We start from the raw sequence: 19,119 nt of genomic DNA, 5'->3' as shown, positions 1-19,119 counted from the left end.
TAAACTCAACAAAACAGTTAAGCGCATTAAACTTAGTAACCGATAGCTGCGTATAATGTTAGGTATTAATCGGAGAGCACAATGACACGCAAAGAGGTTAAGGTACCTAGTTCACGCTTAAGCAGAGCAAGCAAATTTGGCGGTTTACTAGCAAAAGTTGCAACCAATGTGGCCTACAATGGCACCAAGCAATTATTTAGTGGCAACAAGCCATCGGTGTCAGATCTCGTTTTAACGCCCAGTAACTTACAAAAGCTAACCAATGAGCTCGCCGCAATGCGTGGTGCAGCAATGAAGTTAGGTCAGCTTCTTTCGATGGATGCAGGTGAACTTATTCCACCCGAGTTAGGCCATATTTTAGCAAAACTACGAGACAATGCGCACGCTATGCCACACAAGCAGCTGGTCACTGTACTTCGTGACGCCTGGGGTGATAATTGGGTTGATAATTTTGCTTATTTCAATCTTAGACCCTTTGCCTGTGCATCTATTGGGCAAGTGCATATTGCCAATGACGATAGCGGAAAAAAACTCGCGATAAAATTACAATATCCGGGTGTAAGTAACGCCATACAGAGTGATGTTGATAACCTAGGGCGTATTTTAAAGCTCTCCGGCCTTATCCCAAAACAGGTTGATCTCAACACGTTACTAGATAAAACAGCCGAGCAGCTTATCAACGAAGCAAACTATCAACTTGAGGCACGCTACATAGAAACGTTTAGCGATAAACTCGACAATACACTGTTTGCTTTTCCTAGCGTTTCCCCGCTCAGTAACCAAACTATTTTGGTAATGAGTTTTATTGAAGGTATGCCTATTGAACAAGCGGCGGCACTGCCACAAGAAACTCGAAATCACATCGTAAAGAACTTATTTTCACTGTTTTTTGTTGAATTATTTGAGTTGAAGCTGATGCAAACCGATCCAAACTTTGCCAATTATGTGTTTAATGGTGAAACACAAACCATAGGCTTATTGGATTTTGGTGCTACGCGAGAGATTTCACCGACTATATCTAAAGGATATTTGTCGCTTTTCACCGCGCTAAGTAATCAAGACAACACTCAAATAGAAGACGCAGCCCGTACCATTGGCTTTTTTAAGCAAGATATCGACACTACGTACCTTGAGCAAATACTGGCACTTTTTGATATCGCGTCAATGCCATTACGATTTGATGGCGAATACAACTTTGCAACCTGTACCATCGCAACACAGTTGCGCGCGCAAAGCGCTGCGATTAATAAACGCAAAGATCAATGGCACACGCCACCCGTTGATGCCCTATTTATCCATCGTAAAATCGCTGGCTTGTATTTGATCGCAAAGCGTTTAAACGCCAAAGTAAACGTTAAACAGCTGTTTGCTAAGTACACGCAAGAAGCAAAAAAAAGTTTAAACAATCAATAAACGCTATAGTTTAAAGCGATTTAATGCATCACTTACTTTATGGCCGAGATCATTTATCTGACGGATATTTTCACTTAGTGCGGTCACTTCGTCGCTATTTTGCTCCGCACTATGCTCTACCTCCTGCATACGCGTAACGATGTCTTGCGCCATGGCACTTTGCTGCGCACTTGATTGATCTATTTGGTTACTTTTGTCTGCCAAACGCGACAACCCTTGCTCAATTAAATCGACTGCACCTGTAAGCGCTGCACTTCGCTCAGTACACGTCAGCGCAGCCTCTTGCCCCTGGTTAATCGCACGCTGTGCATCGCTGGTACCGCTTTGCAGTGCGGTTATCATTTGTGCAATTTCTTTTGTTGATTCTTGCGTACGCGATGCTAACAATCTGACTTCATCGGCCACCACAGCAAAACCTCGTCCCTGCTCACCGGCACGAGCCGCTTCAATGGCCGCGTTAAGCGCTAGTAAATTAGTTTGTTCTGATATCGCTACAATCGTGTCCAGAATACTGCCAATATTACTCGATTGATTTGAGAGCTCTGCCATAAGCTCAACTGATGTATTTAAATTTGAAGCAAGTAGTTGTATTTGTTCTCGATTTTGCGTTGCCAAATTAAGCACCGCATCGCTTTGCTCACTGGCTTGATCAATGTCTTCAGTACTTTCTTTAGTCTGTGTGTTTACTGTATTCGCGCTGATATGCACGTCTTGTGCAAGTGCGGTGGTGTGCTTTGCCCGTTCAATTTGTTTTTCGGCATTTTGCGAGACAGTAGCACTTCTTTCAAACGAATTTTCGAGACGAGACTCGAGTAACTCTACCTGCGCGAAAATATCGGTGATCAGCTCTTTTAAATTATCAATAACTCGATTCAATTTATCGCTTACTTCACCAAACTCATCATCGTTAATTTTGCGCGCATGACGCGAGAAATCACCATCAGCCACGTTTGTAAGTGTTTTATTTACATAAGCTAGCGGTATTATAATCGCGCGTATTGTCAAGGTCGCAATAATCGCAGCAACCAGTAAAAACACGCCGGCAATTACCATGAGTAACAACTGGTTTTCATCTATTTTCTCATCTGCTAATTGTTGATAACGATTCACTAGCTCATTAGCGCTTTGTTTTATGGTGTTAATTGAACTGTTTATATCGTCTGACAACTGTTCAACGCGATTGTAGTCTTGTTCAAACTGTTCTGATTTAGCGAGCTGTAGCGCCTGTTGTTGATACAAATGTCCGGGATTATCAACGTTACTGTTAAATACGGCTAAGTTTTGTTCAAAACGCGTTTGAAAATCTCCGCTTTCAATATCTGTGAGCTGTTGATTGAGAAAATTATAATTGTCTTTAATATTTGCCAGTAAAAAACGCGTATCATTTTGATGTTTAACTTGTGTTTCACTGTCTAAAGTTTGACTAAGCGCATTGGTTACTTCAGTTAAATTGAACAACATGTCATCGATACGAATAGCCGTGCCCATCACTTCATCTAACAGGCGCGAACTTAATCCCGTTAATGTTTCTAGGTCATATAATAAATCGGAGCTTTGTGAAATAAGCGTTAGCTGCTTTTCAATCAAGGTTTTGTTTGTTTTTTTAGCATTTAAATAGGCGATTTTGTTATCTGTTAAACTTTCAGACGCATCAATCAATGCAAGCGATTGGTTATTTAGTTTTTCAAGGTCGATGCTGTAATCTGCAATGCTACTTGAGAGTGTTTGTTGTAGTTGATTTTTAAGTGATTGATTTTGTGCTCGGAATTTTTCTATAACATTTAATTTGTTGGCACCGTAAATTGCGTTAGCGTTTTTTGTATAGTTGAGAATAAGCGTTTGAATGTCATCGGCACTGCGTTGTACAGGTAAAGCCTGCTCTTTAATATTTAAGTAAGCACGCTCAATATTCGACAAAGACATATAAAAAAACAGGCAAACACCCGCAAGCAAAATGCCTACTGATGCAAAGCCAAAGGTGATTTTTTGTTTTACCGTAAAAACCATTAAAACGCCCTACTACGTTAATAACTCGATTTAAGTATAACGTAATATTTATAAAGTGATTTTTTTTTGAAATAAAACGAAAATACGCCAACTAATGTTGGCGTATTTTGACATTATTAAATTGACGGGCGAAACAACTTCTCTGGTGTTTGTAACACTAATAAGCGACTTTGATCTTTCAGTACCATATTGTTTAAACGATAAGACGAATAACGCGCCTGAGTGGTAAATGGTAGCAATAGTGAATCGTCACCGTTTAACTCTTTTGCCATTTCAACCGTGGCTATATCATAAAAACGTACTCCATCATTACTACCTTGTAACGTTGCTTGCAAACTAAAACGCCCCGCATCATTTACCATCAATGGTACCTTAGCTTCTATATGCGATTGCGACGCACTAAATGTCACATTAGGTAACGCCTTTGCGGTTTGTTTAAAATTAACAAATGGAATTTTAAGCGAGCGCTTTACTGGCATATTAGCACGCTCGGCATCAATTTGAAGTTCAAGCTCGTACAGGCCGTTGATTGCACCAAAATATGCCAGTGCTTTATCAAAGTTAAAGTGGTTATTGGTGATATCCACCCTTATTTTTTCATTAGTTGGACTGATCAGTTTAGCTGACATCGTTTTGATTTGAGTCGCGTTATCGGTAAACGAAAGCGATTGATATGCCAGTTTATTTGCACTTTGAATAGAGCGATTATTCGCTGCAACGGCAAGAACAACATCACTGTGCTTTTCCTTAACGTGCACTAGGTATTTCGCATCATCAATCAGATACTGATTTGTTTTTAGCGTTAGTTGTTGCAAGGCGTTTTGCGACTTTACCTTTAGCGCTACACTGCCATCAGTAAAGCCAGCATCATTCATTTCTTTTTGCGCAAACACTTGTTCTACCTGTGCACGATTGCCCTTTGTTAACACTTTAGAATTGGGCGTTAACGACAATGCACTAACATCAAGCGGTTCAATAAATTGTGTGTTTGTCACATCAAATTTAGGCGCCACGCGAACAAAACTATTCTGAGCAGAAAATGGTAGCTCGACACCTTGCTTGAGCGCTTTGCCGGATATTGTCATCCAATATTCATCGCTTTTTAATGCTTGTTGTAACTGCTGCTCAACAGCTGGTTTTACTTTTTTAAACTGATAAACAACCGGTTCAGCATAGAGTGAAAACGACGATAGTAAACTTGCACAAAGCGTTAATACAGTAAAATGTTTCATAACTAGATCTCCTTAATTCGATTGCGTAGTAGGCCATCTAAATTGAAACATTTACGACGACTTTGATGATGACTTAAAGGCTCACTGCCACGTGTTTTATTTTTATCTTTAAACCACACATTGCCTGCAAGCGATTGCGAACTACATTCTAAGAATCCGTCAGAGCAATCATCTAACCAGTTTTGTGTAACCTCAAGTGCCACTTGATATTGATAGCCTCCACAATAGCTATCGCCGTCCCAAATTGCCGAATCAACATCACTACCTACAACTGCCTCAAATGCAGAACTAAGTGCCGGTCGATTAGGCGTACCATACAACCAATTTTGATTGTAATGTGCCATCCAGCCAACTTGCTGCTGTTTTACTGCGTCACTGTCGTAACCTAAGATCCAGCCAAGTGTTGTTTCGAATGAATTACCTGCGGTTACCGCATCGGCTAAAGGTGTACCACCAGACGACGGTGTAAGCGCGATTGTCTTTTTAACCGTATTTATAATAGTGACAAAACGGCTATCCCACGTTGGATTAGATAAAATCCAACGCACCACATTACCGCCATTTGAGTGCGTAATGAGTGTTAAAGACGTAATGTTTTTACTATTTATAAAGTTAGTCAGCTGCTCTGCCAAACAGCCAGATGCTCGCGTATCCCACATATAGCGATCGAAATCGCAATTGATCACCGTGTAATTGTTTGTGTTACTTAACCCTTGCCTCACTGAGTTTACAAATTCACCTGTCCAGTAGTCATTATATGCATCTGTTTGACTTCCAGTCCCATGAATAAAGGCCAGTCCATGACTTGCCCAAAGAGGCGTGCTTGCGTACAACAACACCGCATAAGCTATTATTTTCGTTATTTTCATACTGTGTGTTCCTAATTATTGTTTGTGATCGGAGGAGTGACCTCCGATCACAAAATAGCCAATTTAGGTACAATTACAACATTTTTTTACACTTTATTAACAATTGATATGGTCAAGCCGATTGTTATTACATAAATATGAAAGCTGGGTTATATATTCATAACCATTTGATATAGCTAAACGAATCGTTTGTATTAAATTTGACGTGGAAAACACACTGTTTTACTAAGAAAAGACGCTAAATCCACTAACTATCTTTAACGGAATCCATTACAACATGGGTCGTTATGGTCGCGACCTGCTCGATATCACCTAACACATTGGTGTGAAATTGCTTATAACTTTTCAAATCTTTGGTTTCTACTCTTAAAATATACTCAAACGCACCGGTTACGTTGTGGCATTCAAGCACTTCTTTTGAAAGCGTTATTGCCTCTTCAAATTGCGTTTGCGCTGTTTTAGTGTGCACCGACAAGCCTACCGTAATAAATGCTTTAAAGCCGATCCCTAGTTGTTCAGTATCAATGGTCGCTTTATAACCTGTGATAATCTTTGCCCGCTCAAGATCTTGTACGCGGCGTAAACATGCCGATGGCGATAATCCAATTCGCTCAGCCAATTGAATATTGGTCAAACTACTGTCGCGCGATAACTCAAACAATATTTGTTCGTTAAATTTATCCATATCTAAATTTTATTGTGCCATTTTATTATATTAGACAATATAAAATAGCAAATTGCGCAATAAGTAAATTACTCTATTAAAAAAGGAGTCCACTATGAATCCTGAATTACTTATTGCACTAATAACATTTTGTTTTGTTTCATCTATCACCCCAGGCCCGAATAACTTAATGTTGTTAAGCTCAGGGTTAAATTTTGGTCTGCGCCGTTCGCTTTCGCATTTATTAGGTGTTGCCATTGGTTTTAGTGTGATGGTGCTATTGGTGGGGATTGGCGTAAGTCAGTTATTTCAAGCGCTACCTGCAAGTTACACCGTATTAAAATGGGTAAGCATCGTCTATTTATGTTACCTCGCATACAAAATCGCGAATAACCATACTATTGATGAACTCGCATCGGATGCGAAACCATTAACCTTTATGCAAGCTGCGCTTTTTCAATGGGTCAACCCTAAAGCGTGGACAATGGCGTTAAGTGTAAATGCAGTATATGCCAGTGATCAAAGTCTACAATCTGTGATGTTAATAAGTGTGGTGTTTTTACTTATAAACTTACCATCCATTGGCTGTTGGTTAATATTGGGTAAAAGTTTAAAACAACTTATCGCCTCCCCCATTAAAATACGTTTGTTTAATTGGCTTATGGCTGCACTATTGGTTGTATCGGTTATACCTATGCTTTAACGAGATAATTAATAATTTACGGTACATGTATCAACATTCTGTTTATCGCAATAGTGAAAACCTAAATAAGTAAACTCTTGTTTAGGTTTCACATTGTGTTTTAAATACTGATACAAGTATTCCGCGCCCTGTTTTCCCATATCAAACGGCTTTTGGCCAATATTGACAGTGGAAAGCCCCTTAGATAATGCGTTTAATTGCAATTCTTCGGTATCGGCCGAGACAATCACAATAGCACCTGATTTAATCTTAGATTTAAACTGATTAAGCTGGTCAATGTAACGTGGATTAAACTGAGCAAATCCCGCAACTGCGATAAAAACTGGCGGCGCATCGAGTTTGATTTTTCCTACTAATTGGCTGAGTGCCAGGCCTCGTTTACCCAAGCTGTAAACTGGGCATAATTCATGCTCTTGCCATTGGTAGCCATCATTCAAACGCTGTAAACTTTGGCCACTTAACGCATGGCGCACACCTTTAATTCGCTGATTTAAGTTTGGCGTAGATGGATGCCCAGACTGTAGGCACACAGTGTTTGTGTGTTTAATGTTATTTTTAACGTATTCACCTAGTGCAACACCAAAATCGAAATTATTAGTGCCAACATACGCTAAACGGTAATCATGATGTTGCGGTAACAGATCAGAGTCAAAGGTAATTACTGGAATATCAAGCTCAAATGCTCGCTTAAGGGCACCATTTACTAAGTAATCAGAATCAGTAACCGAAATGAGTAACGCATTTACTCCGCTTTCGATAAGTCGGTTTATTTTAAGCGTTTGACCACGAATATCTTGAAAGTCATCAGCCCCTTCGTAAATACATCGTAAATCTGGGTGATTTTTAGCGACAGACTCACACCCTTTAAACGACTGAATATAGAAACTATCATTTTTGGTTTTACCGATAACACCAATTGTGTAGCTGGCATTACTGGTAAAACTAAATAAAACCAAAAATAAGTTGAATAAAAACAACAACCAAAAACTGCTATTTTGTGCTTTATTCCGCATGGAGGTGACTACAATAAGTTTAAAATACAATCTCAGTATAGAAGCATCACTGTGTTAAATTAAACAGTTATTTACGATTTTTTTAACTTTCATTTATTTTTGACTAATAACCAATCAAAAACAGGGTTAAAAAGCACAAAAATAAAACAGCAATGATAATAGGTGCCAATATAATGTTGCAAAAGAATGGCATGCAGACATTACCCATTTATTACAATTCAAATAAATCCGCTTAAATCAATTCGATTGTTCGCTTTTCAATCCAAATACGCACAGTTTAAACACATAAAAAGATTGATCTATATCAATGATGGGATTAGTATATTTTAAAGTTTCAGAAATTATTGAAAGTTTAGAATGTTGCTAACACCAAAAATTGAAAGTTTTGTAATGCATTGCGGCGAAATGGGCAGCCGTTGGGGGTTTAACCGCACTATCGGGCAAATCATGGGTTTATTGCTAATGAGTGAAGAACCACTTAGCGCAGTGTCGTTATCAGAGACCTTAAATATCTCTCGCGGTAACGTTAGTATGGCAATCAAAGAGTTACAGTCATGGCGTTTAGTATCGGTAATTCATAAGCCTGGTGACCGAAAAGATTACTACGCACCCGCAGGTGATATCTGGGAATTAGCAAACCGAGTATTTGAAGAGCGCAGAAAAAGAGAGATGGATCCAACCCTATCTCTTTTGCGCGCTTCAATCATTGACGAGCCAGCTAATGCAGAAGAAGCGTATGCTCAGGACAAAATGTCTGAGCTACATGACTTGCTTGAAACCATCACCGTTTGGGCAAGTGAGTTACAAAGTATGAGTCCTGAGAAGCTGACAACGCTGATGAAGCTCGGCTCTGGTGTTGTTAAAGTACTCGATTTTAAAGATAAAGTTTTGAAAAGCGGTAATAGTAATTAACCGCTTTTTTTGTGCGCACTGAAAAAGTGCATATGTCGTCGTGTTGCTATTTAATTTTTGTTTTATTGAATACCGGAAGAAGTATAGCAATTAATAAACAAGGTGCTACAAGGCTCAATTTCACCTTTGTTGTTTGTATACAATGGCAAATACAGCCCAACCAGTACACAGTAAAATTTGCTAACGAAATCGGTGTTTCAAAAAACATTAAATAAATAGCACGTCTATTCTTTGGGGGTCGTTTATGTTGGATACGTTAATGCTTTCACGCATACAGTTTGCTGCCAACATTAGTTTTCACATTTTATTTCCCACTATAACCATCGCAATGTGTTGGTTTTTAGTTTTCTTTAAAGTTAGGTTTGATATGACAGGTAATCCCGTGTGGATGCGCGCATATCGATTCTGGGTAAAAATCTTTGCCCTTTCATTTGCCCTTGGCGTTGTAAGCGGTATTACCATGTCATTTCAGTTTGGTACTAACTGGCCTGGTTTTATGGAAAAAGTCGGAAACATCGCGGGGCCGTTATTAGGCTACGAAGTATTAACTGCATTTTTCCTAGAGGCGACATTTTTAGGCATCATGCTGTTTGGTACTAAACGTGTTCCACCAAAAGTACATACTTTAGCCTGTATAGTGGTAGCAATCGGCACCACGCTTTCAGCGTTTTGGATCTTAAGTTTAAATTCGTGGATGCAAACACCAACTGGTTTCGAGATGCGCGATGGAATCGCCTATCCAACCGACTGGTTTGCAGTAATTTTTAATCCAAGTTTTCCTTACCGCTTAGCGCATATGCTTTTGGCTTCGGGCTTAACGGCGAGCTTTATGATAATTGGCGTGAGTTGCTATCGTTTACTTAAAGGAGACGATAAACAAGCACCAAAATTAACATTAAAAGTAGCGGTTATTGTGGCGGCGATTTTATCACCGTTACAAGCATTTGTTGGTGATTTACATGGTCTTAATACACTTGAACATCAACCACAAAAAATAGCGGCAATGGAAGGTGTTTGGCAAACCGAAAAAGGCGCTCCTTTACTGCTATTTGCAATTCCTGATGAAGAAAACAGAACGAATCATTTTGAAATTGGCATACCTAACATGGCAAGCTTTATTCTTACCCATGAGCTTGATGGTGAAATTAAAGGGCTTGATGAATTTAAAGGTGAGCATCCGCCAGTTAAACCTGTATTTTATGGCTTTAGAATTATGGTTGGCCTAGGTTTACTGATGATCGCTATCTCTTGGTTTGCAGCCTATACCCTTAAAAAGCGCGGCCAACTACCGACTTGGTTAATGCGTGTTTTTGTTGGCTTAACATTTTCAGGTTGGTTAGCTACATTGGCCGGCTGGTATGTAACTGAAATAGGCAGACAGCCTTACCTTGTTAGCGGTGTACTAAAAGTATCTGACGCAGCAACACAAATTGCGCCAGCAAATGTTGGTTTTAGCTTAGCACTCTATTTAACAACCTACGCCATTTTGTTAGTAGCTTATCTGCATACAGTGTTTTTAATGGCGCGCCGCGCTGTTGAAATTGAAGAATTTGATATGAGCGAAAAGCCAATTAAACAATTACCGAGTAAAGGGGATAACGCATATGTTTGATCAAGCAACTCTGGCAATTATTTTTGTATCCCTAATGGGCCTTGCAACATTAATGTACGCTGTTTTGGACGGTTACGATTTAGGTGTAGGGATTTTACTGCCGTTAGACGATGAAACTTCGGCAGATACCATGATAGCGTCGATAGGACCATTTTGGGATGCTAATGAAACCTGGCTAGTATTAGCGATTGGCCTTTTACTCATTGCGTTCCCAACTGCACACAGTATTGTCTTTCAAGCGCTGTATATCCCGTGTACATTTATGTTGATTGGCTTAATCATGCGCGGTGTGGCATTTGATTTTAGAGCCAAGGCCATTGTTGCCCATAAACGTAAATGGGATACTGTGTTTAAATCTGGCTCTTTGCTCGCATCGTTAGCACAGGGTTATATGCTCGGTTTATACGTTATGGGGTTTTCAAACACCATAGAAGCGCATGGTTTTGCCCTTTTAAGTGCAATTGGTGTTTCAGCGGCTTATACCTTTATTGGCAGTGCATGGCTGGTGATGAAAACCGAAGGCGATTTACAACAAAAGGCCATAGCGCATTGTAAATCAACGGTTGTCATTACGTTTGTTGGTATATTACTGGTATCACTGGTTAACTTACTTATTTCACCAGAGATCTATCAAAAGTGGTTCGACTTTCCATATGCACTGATCTTAATTCCCATTCCAATTATTTGTGCAAGCTTCTTTGTACTATGTTGGTTTGTATTAAAGCGTTTAACTAAACAGCCAAATATTGGTGCTGCCCTACCATTCTTTTTCGCACTGTTGATTTTTACCCTATCATTTTTTGGCTTAGCATTTAGCTTTTTCCCAGAGATTGTGCCGGGTAAACTAACAATTTGGCAAGCTGTTGCAGCACCTGAAGCACTTAACTTTATGTTGTGGGGGGCGTTAATTGTGGTGCCAACTATTTTGGCTTATACCGCATTCTCTTACAGAGTGTTTTGGGGAAAGGTGGACGAACTTCGCTACTATTAACCTAAGATCAGTTTTTAAAATAAGTGTGTAGCGACTAAGCTACACACTTATAATAAATCTTTTAGAAATATAGGCTTTCAACCGTTTCGCCGGCAATTTTAACATCACATTTATCGCCTGACTTTGAATTAGATGACTGAATAGCGCCCGCTACTGCACCAAATACACCACCCTTTTCATTCAGCACAGAGCTAAAGTAACAATAGCTAGAAACATTAACTTCTTGATAGCTCGTGTTTAAGTTAAGTGTTGGCGTGTATGGAGGAAAACGACCTTTCATTACCGGATCGCCATTTACCGTTAGTTGTACTTCATTTCGTTTAGTATCGTACTGGCCACCAAAAACGTAAGTCTTACCTTGGTACGCGATGGTTTTTTCTTGTGCTTGAATTGGCGGTGTTGAACCACAACCAACAAGTGTAAGTGAAGAAAGTGCAACAAGTGAAAGGGTGAGTGTTCTTAACATAATAGAATTTCCGTATAAAAATAAGACAAAAATTACTCTACGTTAAAGAATATCTAGTTTCAAGAAAATGAATGTTAAGATTTGAAATGGTTTAAATTGTTTCTATTTAAACAAATAAGCCAACCTTACTGGTTGGCTTATTAAGCAAGTCAACGATATTACGTTAACTAAGTATGTTTTCTTATTGATTAACTTGCTGATGTATCAAGTGGCTCAAAGCTTTTTACAAGGTCATCAACCGCTTTCATTTGGCTTAAGTAACCTTCAAGTTTAGCAAGTGGTAATGCACATGGACCATCACATTTGGCAAGGTTCGGATCTGGGTGAGCTTCAATAAATAGGCCTGCTAAACCAAGTGCCATACCGCTTCGTGCAAGTTCTGCAGCTTGTGCACGACGGCCATCAGCTGAATCGGCACGTCCACCCGGGCGCTGTAGTGCGTGAGTTGCGTCAAAAATTACTGGCGCTTGGTGCTTCATATCATCCATGCCCAGCATATCAACGACTAGGTTGTTATAGCCAAAGCTTGAACCACGCTCACATAAGATTACTTGGTCGTTACCCGCTTCGTTAATCTTTTTAATAATGTGACGCATTTCATGAGGTGCTAAAAACTGCGGTTTTTTCACATTAATAACCGCGCCAGTTTTTGCCATCGCTACTACTAAGTCGGTTTGACGTGCTAAAAATGCAGGTAACTGGATTACATCTACAACGTCAGCGACGGGAGCCGCTTGATACGGTTCGTGTACATCTGTAATCACTGGTACATCAAAGGTATTTTTGATCTCTTCAAAAATCTTTAACCCTTCTTCCAAACCTGGACCACGATAAGAGTTAATTGATGATCGGTTTGCTTTATCAAATGATGCTTTAAACACGTAAGGGATGTTTAATTTTGATGTCACTTCAACATAATGCTCTGCGATTTGCATTGCTAAGTCACGTGATTCAAGCACATTCATACCACCAAATAGTACAAATGGCTTGTCGTTAGCAACTTCACAGTTACCCACTTTAATAATTTGTGTATTCATTTAGATTCCTAACAGAATAATTAACTACCGACCAGCTGCAAAACTTGACCACAGAACCACGCAGCATATGTTCCAAGTGCGTAACCAAGTACAGCCAGTAACACTCCAACAGGTGCTAATGCCGGATGAAATGCAGATGCAACCACAGGCGCTGAGGCAGCACCACCAATATTCGCTTTACTGCCCACCGCTACATAAAACACCGGCGCTTTAATAATCTTGGCAACAACAAATAATAGAATAACGTGAATTGTCATCCAAATTAGGCCAATAATAACGTATTTTGGTGCTTCAAATACTTTGCCGATATCCATATGTAAGCCAATGGTCGCTACCAAAATATATAAAAATGCGCCGCCTACTTTTGATGCGCCTACCGCTTCAAATTGACGTGCCTTTGTAAACGATAAGCTTAGGCCAATTGTGGTTACCACAAAGATAATCCAAAACAATTTTGAATGCAGCGAGAATTTCTCAAGTGCTGGGTAGTTTGCTTGGAAAAAAGGCACTGCAGTGTCTGCAATTAAATGCGCAAAGCCTGTCGCACCAAAACCAAATGCCACTAAAATCATTAGATCACGCAGTTCTGGCTTGCGTGAATTTTTCTTTTCAAATTGCGATACCGTATCAATTAGTTTATCGATAGATGAAGTATCTGCACCAGTGTGCTTATCAATCTCTTTATGACGGGCCGCTAAGTATAATAGTCCAGCCATCCAAATATTCGCCACTACGATATCTACGGTTACCATAATGGTAAAAATATCGCCGTTAGCTTGATAGATTTCTTTCATCGCTACCATATTTGCACCGCCGCCGATCCAACTACCAGCCAGTGCCGCCATGCCGCGCCAAAGTTCCCCTGCACCATCAACACCTAGCAATTCTGGCATAAAGGTGGCCGCCACTAATAACGCGATTGGCCCGCCAATAACAACGCCGACAGTACCAGTTAAAAACATAATAATGGCTTTTGGTCCGAGCGCTGCAATAGCTTTTAAGTCAATACTCAGTGTTAGTAGTACTAAACAGGCAGGTAACAGGTAATATTTTGCAACCGTATACACGCTATTGCCTTCACCATCGACAATACCAAATGTATTTAATAGCGATGGTAAAAAATAACACATTAATAATGCGGGAACGTACTTATAAAATTTTGCCCAAAATCCGGTTTTAAGATTTGAGGTATAAAACACAAAACCTAAGATTATGGCCAACATACCCATAACGACGGCATCGTTGGTGAACATCACGCTGTGAGAGTCCATGAAGTTGCTTCCTGTATTAAGTTATTTTTAGTGGATTGTTCTAAAGTGCGTGTCCATTTCTTCAATTTGGCTTTGCAGCACATCAATTGACGGGTCATCTGGGCACTCTTCGATAAACTTTTCAAAGTCTTTAATGGCGAGTTCATCACAATTCAAATTATGTAATAAATAACCGCGATCGCGTAATTCATACGGATCACCATCGGTAAGAACCATCAGTTTTTCAACACATTTAAACGCTTCGCCGTAGCGTTTTTCACTGATAAATGCCCATTTTTGATGGGCCAAAAATAGCTTCACAACATCATCTTCAAACAATTGTTGAAATGCGTTATCTAGGCTATTTTCATCGTCATTTTCTGGTTTGATATACCAGCGTTGCCCACCTGAGCATGGGTCGATTAAATACCCTTCACCTTGGCTTACTTCTAGCAATACTTGAATGTCGTTTTCAAATACCAACATCTCGACATCAAAACCCAGTTGTTCCATCACATAGGTTAAGATCATGCCAAGCGATATGGTACTGCCAGTGCGGTAATTAAGTGCATAGGCCACACTATTAAGCAAACTCATCGGCACTTTTTGACTCGTCCCGCTAAAGGCAAAGTCGCTGTAAAAACTATCGAGTAGCGAGTTTAGGTTTTGCTCTATGGTGTTTTCAGACTTTTGCGTTTTTACCGCCATCAGCACCAGTTCAGACAATTTATCCCGACAAAGGGCGTAATCGAACTTAGTCAGCCACGATGACTCATGATTTAGACATGTAAATACCGGCGCTTCTATTGCCGCTGTATATTCTTCCTCAGAGATATCAAACATCAATATCCTTCGGTCTCTCTATAACTAAAAATTAATGCCAGTTTATCGTGTTTTAAAATGAATACCAATGAAGATCGGCGAATAGATAAAGAATAGAGACTAACTTATTGTTCTGTATCAATAATCATTGAATAGATATAGCACACTTGTATGAACGTAAAAGCAAAATCGAAAAGAAAAAGGCTGAATAATCAGCCTTTAAAAAAGAAATGGTGTTTTGAATCTCGCTAAATAAAAAATAGCGAAAATAACGGTTGTAGCAAGTAATAAAAGCGATATCTGTCCTTTTATATGTTTTTGCCTCGCCATAAACACCCCTACAACAATATACGCTACCACAAGTACGATTTTTTCAAGTAACCAAGGTTGATTATGAGGACTCATACCAAGTGTCACTGCCAGCGCTACCGCTGAGATAAGCAACAAGGTATCAATACTATGGCTACCGATAAACAGTATTTTATTTTTAGCAAGTTGTAACTGCTTGATGCGAGCAAATGCACGCGTATAAAAAAGCACAACACTCAGTACAGCTAACAACATATGTGTATGCTTTAACGCAATATATTCCATTTTACTACCCTGGATAATTATTAAGAATTTGTTCGAATCTATCGATGTTGTTAAGTAATACATCAACTAACTTAGGCTCAAAATGCAGCCCACGTTGATTTTGCAATTCAGTTGTAACTTGCTCAACGCTCCACGCTTCTTTATAACAGCGCTTATGGCGAAGTGCATCATACACATCAGCTAACGCGACAATACGACCATAAACATGAATTTCTTCACCTTTTAAGCCGCGAGGATAACCCGTTCCATCCCACTTTTCATGATGGTCACGGGCTAGTATCGCTCCTGCTTGAATAATATCACGACGAGATCCCGCTAAAATATTGTGACCCTTCATTGCATGAGTCTGCATCACTTTCCATTCTTGCTCATCCAATTTACTTGGTTTATGTAAAATGGTGTCGGGAATACCTACTTTACCAACATCATGCAGTGGTGCTGCATAACGCAGTACATCGGCCTCATCTTCGCTCAAGCCATAACCTTTTGCAAGTTCATAACTAATGAGTGATACACGCTTTACATGATTTCCGGTTTCAGAAGAACGCTGTTCAACCGCTTCACTTAGACGATAAACCAACTCTCTTTGTGTATCTTCAATTTCAGATTGCAGTTGCACATTTTCGTAGGCAATTTGTACATTTTGCGAGAAAATTTCAATTAAGTCTTTATGTGTTTCAGTGAGACTGCGTGGTATACCCGATACGTAAAGCATTGAGTTATGGTTAAAACGGCTAGAACAATAGGCAAAAAGGTAATCTTCTTCATAAACAATGGTTTTGTTACTGAGTGCTTTCTTGCACGCTAACAATTGTTTTTCAGATAGCACCTGGTTAACTGGCTTACCTTCGCTTTTTTCAAACTCGCCTTGTCCTGCAAACACAATCAGCTCTTGCTGTTTTTCATCAGGGCTACTTGCAACAAGTGAGGTTGCATACATCGCCTCATCAACTGACCCTAAAATAGAGGTAAGTTGTTGCATTACGCCATGAATAAAGGTATCCATAGAATGAGATGAAAAGATATCCCGTGAAGCGGTGATGATTTTCTCAAGACCTTGGCGAGAGTGCTCTATTGATAAAATATCGCGATAAGAGCGTAAACTCGACATAACAACAGTGAATAGTTTTTGTGCTGTTAATTCGGTTTTTGATTTGTAGTCATTAATATCATAGTTAACAATAACCTGACGTTCCGGCGCTTGCCCTGGTTGGCCGGTTCGTAAAATAATTCGCACATGGTTATTTTTTGCAGTTTCGCGAATAAACTGAGCAACTCTTAAACCCGCGTCATCAGTTTCCATAACCACATCGAGCAACACAATGGCTGCATCTGGGTGCGCTATAATCTTTTCTTCTGCTTCTTTGCCAGAATAGGCGCTAATAAATTCAAGTCGTTTATCTTGAAATGAGAAATCGCTCAACGCGAGTTTCGTTACCGCATGTACTTCCGGTTCGTCATCAACAATAATAACTTTCCAAGTACCGTGGTTATTTGCTTGCTTCGGTGCTTGCTCTGACTCATCAGAAAATAAAAAATCACTCGCCATTCTATCCTTACCCCTTATAACCACTTCACACTCGCGTTAATACCAACTCACTAAATAGCTAATCAGGATCCCACTGCGCTAAAGTTACACGGTCGTTGCCGCCTAAATCTTTTACTGTTGAAATATCTTTATATGCCATTTTTGCAAAAAAATCACGTACTAACTGGCCCTGATCATAACCATGTTCCAATAATAACCAGCCTTTTATCTGTAAATAGTTACGTCCGGTTTCAATGATATGTTCAATATCGGCCATCCCCTTTTTCGGTGCGACTAACGCCGACAAGGGTTCAAAACGTACGTCACCTTCTAATAAATGTGGGTCTTGTTCATCAATATAAGGCGGATTTGATACGATAACGTCAAACCGTTGTGCATCGAGCGCGCTAAACCAATCGCTTTGTACAATGGTTGCATTTGTAATCGCTAAATTTTGTTGATTATGCTTTGCCAGCGCAACGGCATCTTGTTGAAAATCACAGCCAATCACCTGCCATAAAGGAAGCTCACTTGCCAGTGACAAGGCAATAGCACCGGTGCCGGTACCAAGGTCAAGTAATCTACCTTGCTTGTTTATTGCTTTATCAAGCGCACATTCAACTAATGTTTCGGTATCAGGGCGAGGAATAAGCGTAGCAGGACTTACCTTAAAATTTAGGCTCCAGAACTCGCGATATTCAGTAATATGCGCGACAGGTAAACCCGTTCTGCGTTTTTCAATTGCTGACAAAAAAGCAGCTTGTTGTTCGTCGGTCAGTAATTTTTCAGGCCACGTAAAAAGGTATGTACGCGATTGTGAAATGCAATCTAACAGTAATACTTCTGCGTCAAGTTTGGGGGATTCTGATGTGTCAGTTAAAGCACTTGCGCCAACGGCAAGTGCTTGTTGTATTGAATAATTACTCATCGCCCATCGCTGCAAGCAAGTCTGCTTGATGCTCTAGAACAAGTGGGTCTACAATGGCACCTAAATCGCCTTCAACCACTTCGTTTAGCTTATAAAGTGTCAAGTTGATACGGTGATCGGTAACGCGACCTTGCGGATAATTATATGTACGAATACGCTCAGAACGGTCGCCGCTACCGACAAGGTTACGACGCTCAGAGGCTTCTTCTGCCATGCGCTTCTCATCTTCAGCTTGTTGTAAACGCGACGCAAGCACACTCAGTGCTTTCGCTTTGTTTTTATGCTGTGAACGCTCGTCCTGACATTCTACAACAACACCCGTTGGAATATGGGTGATACGAATCGCTGAGTCGGTTTTGTTAACGTGCTGACCACCGGCACCTGATGCGCGGAAGGTATCAATTTTAAGATCAGATGAGTTGATTTCAATCGCTTCAGCTTCTGGTACTTCAGCCATAACCGCAACCGTACATGCAGAGGTATGCACTCGGCCTTGCGATTCTGTTTCTGGAACACGCTGTACGCGGTGTGCGCCTGATTCAAATTTCAGTTTGCCATACACGCCTTCACCGGAAATATTCGCAATAACTTCTTTAAAACCACCGTGTTCGCCTTCGTTAGTGCTAACAACGTCAACTTTCCACTTTTGTGTTTCAGCGTAGCGGCTGTACATACGGAATAAGTCACCAGCAAAGATTGCCGCTTCGTCACCACCGGTACCTGCACGTACTTCAAGGAACACATTGTTGTTGTCGCGTGGATCTTTCGGCAACATAAGCACTTGTAGTTCGTCTTCTAACGCTTCGATATTTGCTTTGGCTTCTTTGAATTCTTCTTGCGCCATTTCACGCATATCGGGATCGTTATCTTTAAGCATTTCTTCAGCTGTCGCAACGTCATCTTCAGCCTGACGGTACGCATTAAAAGCCTTGGTTACATCTTCAAGTTCAGAATATTCTTTTGAAAGTGAACGGAAACGGTCCTGATCAGAGATCACATCCGGATCGCTTAATAATGCTTGTACTTCTTCGTAACGCTCAACCAGCGTTTCTAATTTTCTGTAAACGGATTCTTTCAT

General features: G+C 40.1%; 18 protein-coding genes. 5 read left to right on the top strand and 13 right to left on the bottom strand.

Annotated features, from left to right (window positions below):
- Positions 1-81 precede the first annotated feature (81 nt).
- Positions 82-1,413 carry an ABC1 kinase family protein gene (locus ACXAFE_RS15070; protein WP_475154031.1) on the top strand — a complete coding sequence of 444 codons (1,332 nt, stop codon included), beginning with the start codon at positions 82-84 and terminating at the stop codon, positions 1,411-1,413.
- Positions 1,414-1,416: 3 nt separating this feature from the next.
- Here the strand turns inward: ACXAFE_RS15070 and ACXAFE_RS15065 are convergent, their stop codons facing one another.
- The 4 genes from ACXAFE_RS15065 to ACXAFE_RS15050 form a co-directional block, all read right to left on the bottom strand.
- Positions 1,417-3,420: a methyl-accepting chemotaxis protein gene (locus tag ACXAFE_RS15065; RefSeq protein WP_475154027.1), complete on the bottom strand. Its 2,004-nt coding sequence runs from the start codon at positions 3,418-3,420 to the stop codon at positions 1,417-1,419.
- Between the two features lie 116 nt (positions 3,421-3,536).
- On the bottom strand, positions 3,537-4,652 hold the full coding sequence (locus ACXAFE_RS15060; protein ID WP_475154020.1) for a DUF4785 domain-containing protein: 1,116 nt from the start codon (positions 4,650-4,652) through the stop codon (positions 3,537-3,539).
- A 2-nt stretch (positions 4,653-4,654) separates the two neighbouring features.
- Positions 4,655-5,521 (bottom strand): lipase family protein, encoded by an 867-nt coding sequence (locus ACXAFE_RS15055; protein ID WP_475154015.1) that lies wholly within the window; start codon positions 5,519-5,521, stop codon positions 4,655-4,657.
- 247 nt (positions 5,522-5,768) lie between these two features.
- Positions 5,769-6,206 (bottom strand): Lrp/AsnC family transcriptional regulator, encoded by a 438-nt coding sequence (locus tag ACXAFE_RS15050; protein WP_475154013.1) that lies wholly within the window; start codon positions 6,204-6,206, stop codon positions 5,769-5,771.
- Positions 6,207-6,300: 94 nt separating this feature from the next.
- Between ACXAFE_RS15050 and ACXAFE_RS15045 the strand changes: the two genes are divergently transcribed.
- On the top strand, positions 6,301-6,888 hold the full coding sequence (locus tag ACXAFE_RS15045) for a LysE family translocator (protein ID WP_475154010.1): 588 nt from the start codon (positions 6,301-6,303) through the stop codon (positions 6,886-6,888).
- 8 nt (positions 6,889-6,896) lie between these two features.
- On the opposite strand, the gene ACXAFE_RS15040 is transcribed toward ACXAFE_RS15045, so the two are convergent.
- Positions 6,897-7,901 carry a substrate-binding domain-containing protein gene (locus ACXAFE_RS15040; protein ID WP_475154005.1) on the bottom strand — a complete coding sequence of 335 codons (1,005 nt, stop codon included), beginning with the start codon at positions 7,899-7,901 and terminating at the stop codon, positions 6,897-6,899.
- A 357-nt stretch (positions 7,902-8,258) separates the two neighbouring features.
- Between ACXAFE_RS15040 and ACXAFE_RS15035 the strand changes: the two genes are divergently transcribed.
- The 3 genes from ACXAFE_RS15035 to ACXAFE_RS15025 all read left to right on the top strand — a co-directional run bounded on the left by ACXAFE_RS15035 (position 8,259) and on the right by ACXAFE_RS15025 (position 11,416).
- Positions 8,259-8,813 carry a GbsR/MarR family transcriptional regulator gene (locus ACXAFE_RS15035; protein WP_100915291.1) on the top strand — a complete coding sequence of 185 codons (555 nt, stop codon included), beginning with the start codon at positions 8,259-8,261 and terminating at the stop codon, positions 8,811-8,813.
- Between the two features lie 244 nt (positions 8,814-9,057).
- Positions 9,058-10,425 carry a cytochrome ubiquinol oxidase subunit I gene (locus ACXAFE_RS15030; RefSeq protein WP_475154000.1) on the top strand — a complete coding sequence of 456 codons (1,368 nt, stop codon included), beginning with the start codon at positions 9,058-9,060 and terminating at the stop codon, positions 10,423-10,425.
- Positions 10,418-11,416, top strand: a complete 999-nt coding sequence (locus ACXAFE_RS15025) for a cytochrome d ubiquinol oxidase subunit II (protein ID WP_475153996.1) — start codon at positions 10,418-10,420, stop codon at positions 11,414-11,416. The genes ACXAFE_RS15030 and ACXAFE_RS15025 overlap by 8 nt, the downstream gene beginning before the upstream one ends.
- A gap of 61 nt (positions 11,417-11,477) precedes the next feature.
- Here the strand turns inward: ACXAFE_RS15025 and ACXAFE_RS15020 are convergent, their stop codons facing one another.
- From ACXAFE_RS15020 to prfA, 8 genes are all read right to left on the bottom strand, one after another.
- On the bottom strand, positions 11,478-11,882 hold the full coding sequence (locus ACXAFE_RS15020; RefSeq protein ID WP_105172811.1) for a hypothetical protein: 405 nt from the start codon (positions 11,880-11,882) through the stop codon (positions 11,478-11,480).
- 188 nt (positions 11,883-12,070) lie between these two features.
- Positions 12,071-12,919 carry a 3-deoxy-8-phosphooctulonate synthase gene (kdsA, locus tag ACXAFE_RS15015; protein ID WP_475153992.1) on the bottom strand — a complete coding sequence of 283 codons (849 nt, stop codon included), beginning with the start codon at positions 12,917-12,919 and terminating at the stop codon, positions 12,071-12,073.
- Positions 12,920-12,939: 20 nt separating this feature from the next.
- The gene (locus tag ACXAFE_RS15010) at positions 12,940-14,190 is read right to left on the bottom strand and encodes a DUF819 family protein (protein ID WP_475153990.1); all 1,251 of its coding nucleotides are present in this window, start codon (positions 14,188-14,190) and stop codon (positions 12,940-12,942) included.
- Between the two features lie 27 nt (positions 14,191-14,217).
- Entirely contained in the window at positions 14,218-15,012 is a 795-nt protein-coding gene (locus ACXAFE_RS15005) for a tetratricopeptide repeat protein (protein ID WP_336437022.1), read from the bottom strand.
- Positions 15,013-15,210: 198 nt separating this feature from the next.
- Positions 15,211-15,585: a SirB2 family protein gene (locus ACXAFE_RS15000; RefSeq protein WP_138630898.1), complete on the bottom strand. Its 375-nt coding sequence runs from the start codon at positions 15,583-15,585 to the stop codon at positions 15,211-15,213.
- Between the two features lie 4 nt (positions 15,586-15,589).
- A complete protein-coding gene (locus tag ACXAFE_RS14995; protein WP_475153985.1) occupies positions 15,590-17,134 on the bottom strand; it encodes a DUF3369 domain-containing protein in 1,545 nt (514 codons plus the stop codon).
- Positions 17,135-17,192: 58 nt separating this feature from the next.
- A complete protein-coding gene (gene prmC, locus ACXAFE_RS14990) occupies positions 17,193-18,041 on the bottom strand; it encodes a peptide chain release factor N(5)-glutamine methyltransferase (protein ID WP_475153981.1) in 849 nt (282 codons plus the stop codon).
- Complete coding sequence (gene prfA / locus ACXAFE_RS14985) at positions 18,034-19,119, bottom strand: peptide chain release factor 1 (RefSeq protein WP_010559037.1); 1,086 nt, start codon at positions 19,117-19,119, stop codon at positions 18,034-18,036. The genes prmC and prfA overlap by 8 nt, the downstream gene beginning before the upstream one ends.

The organism is Pseudoalteromonas sp. ABV4_021 (assembly GCF_056159365.1).
Note: the sequence above shows the minus strand (reverse complement) of the source record. Positions and strands in the feature narration are given on the sequence as shown.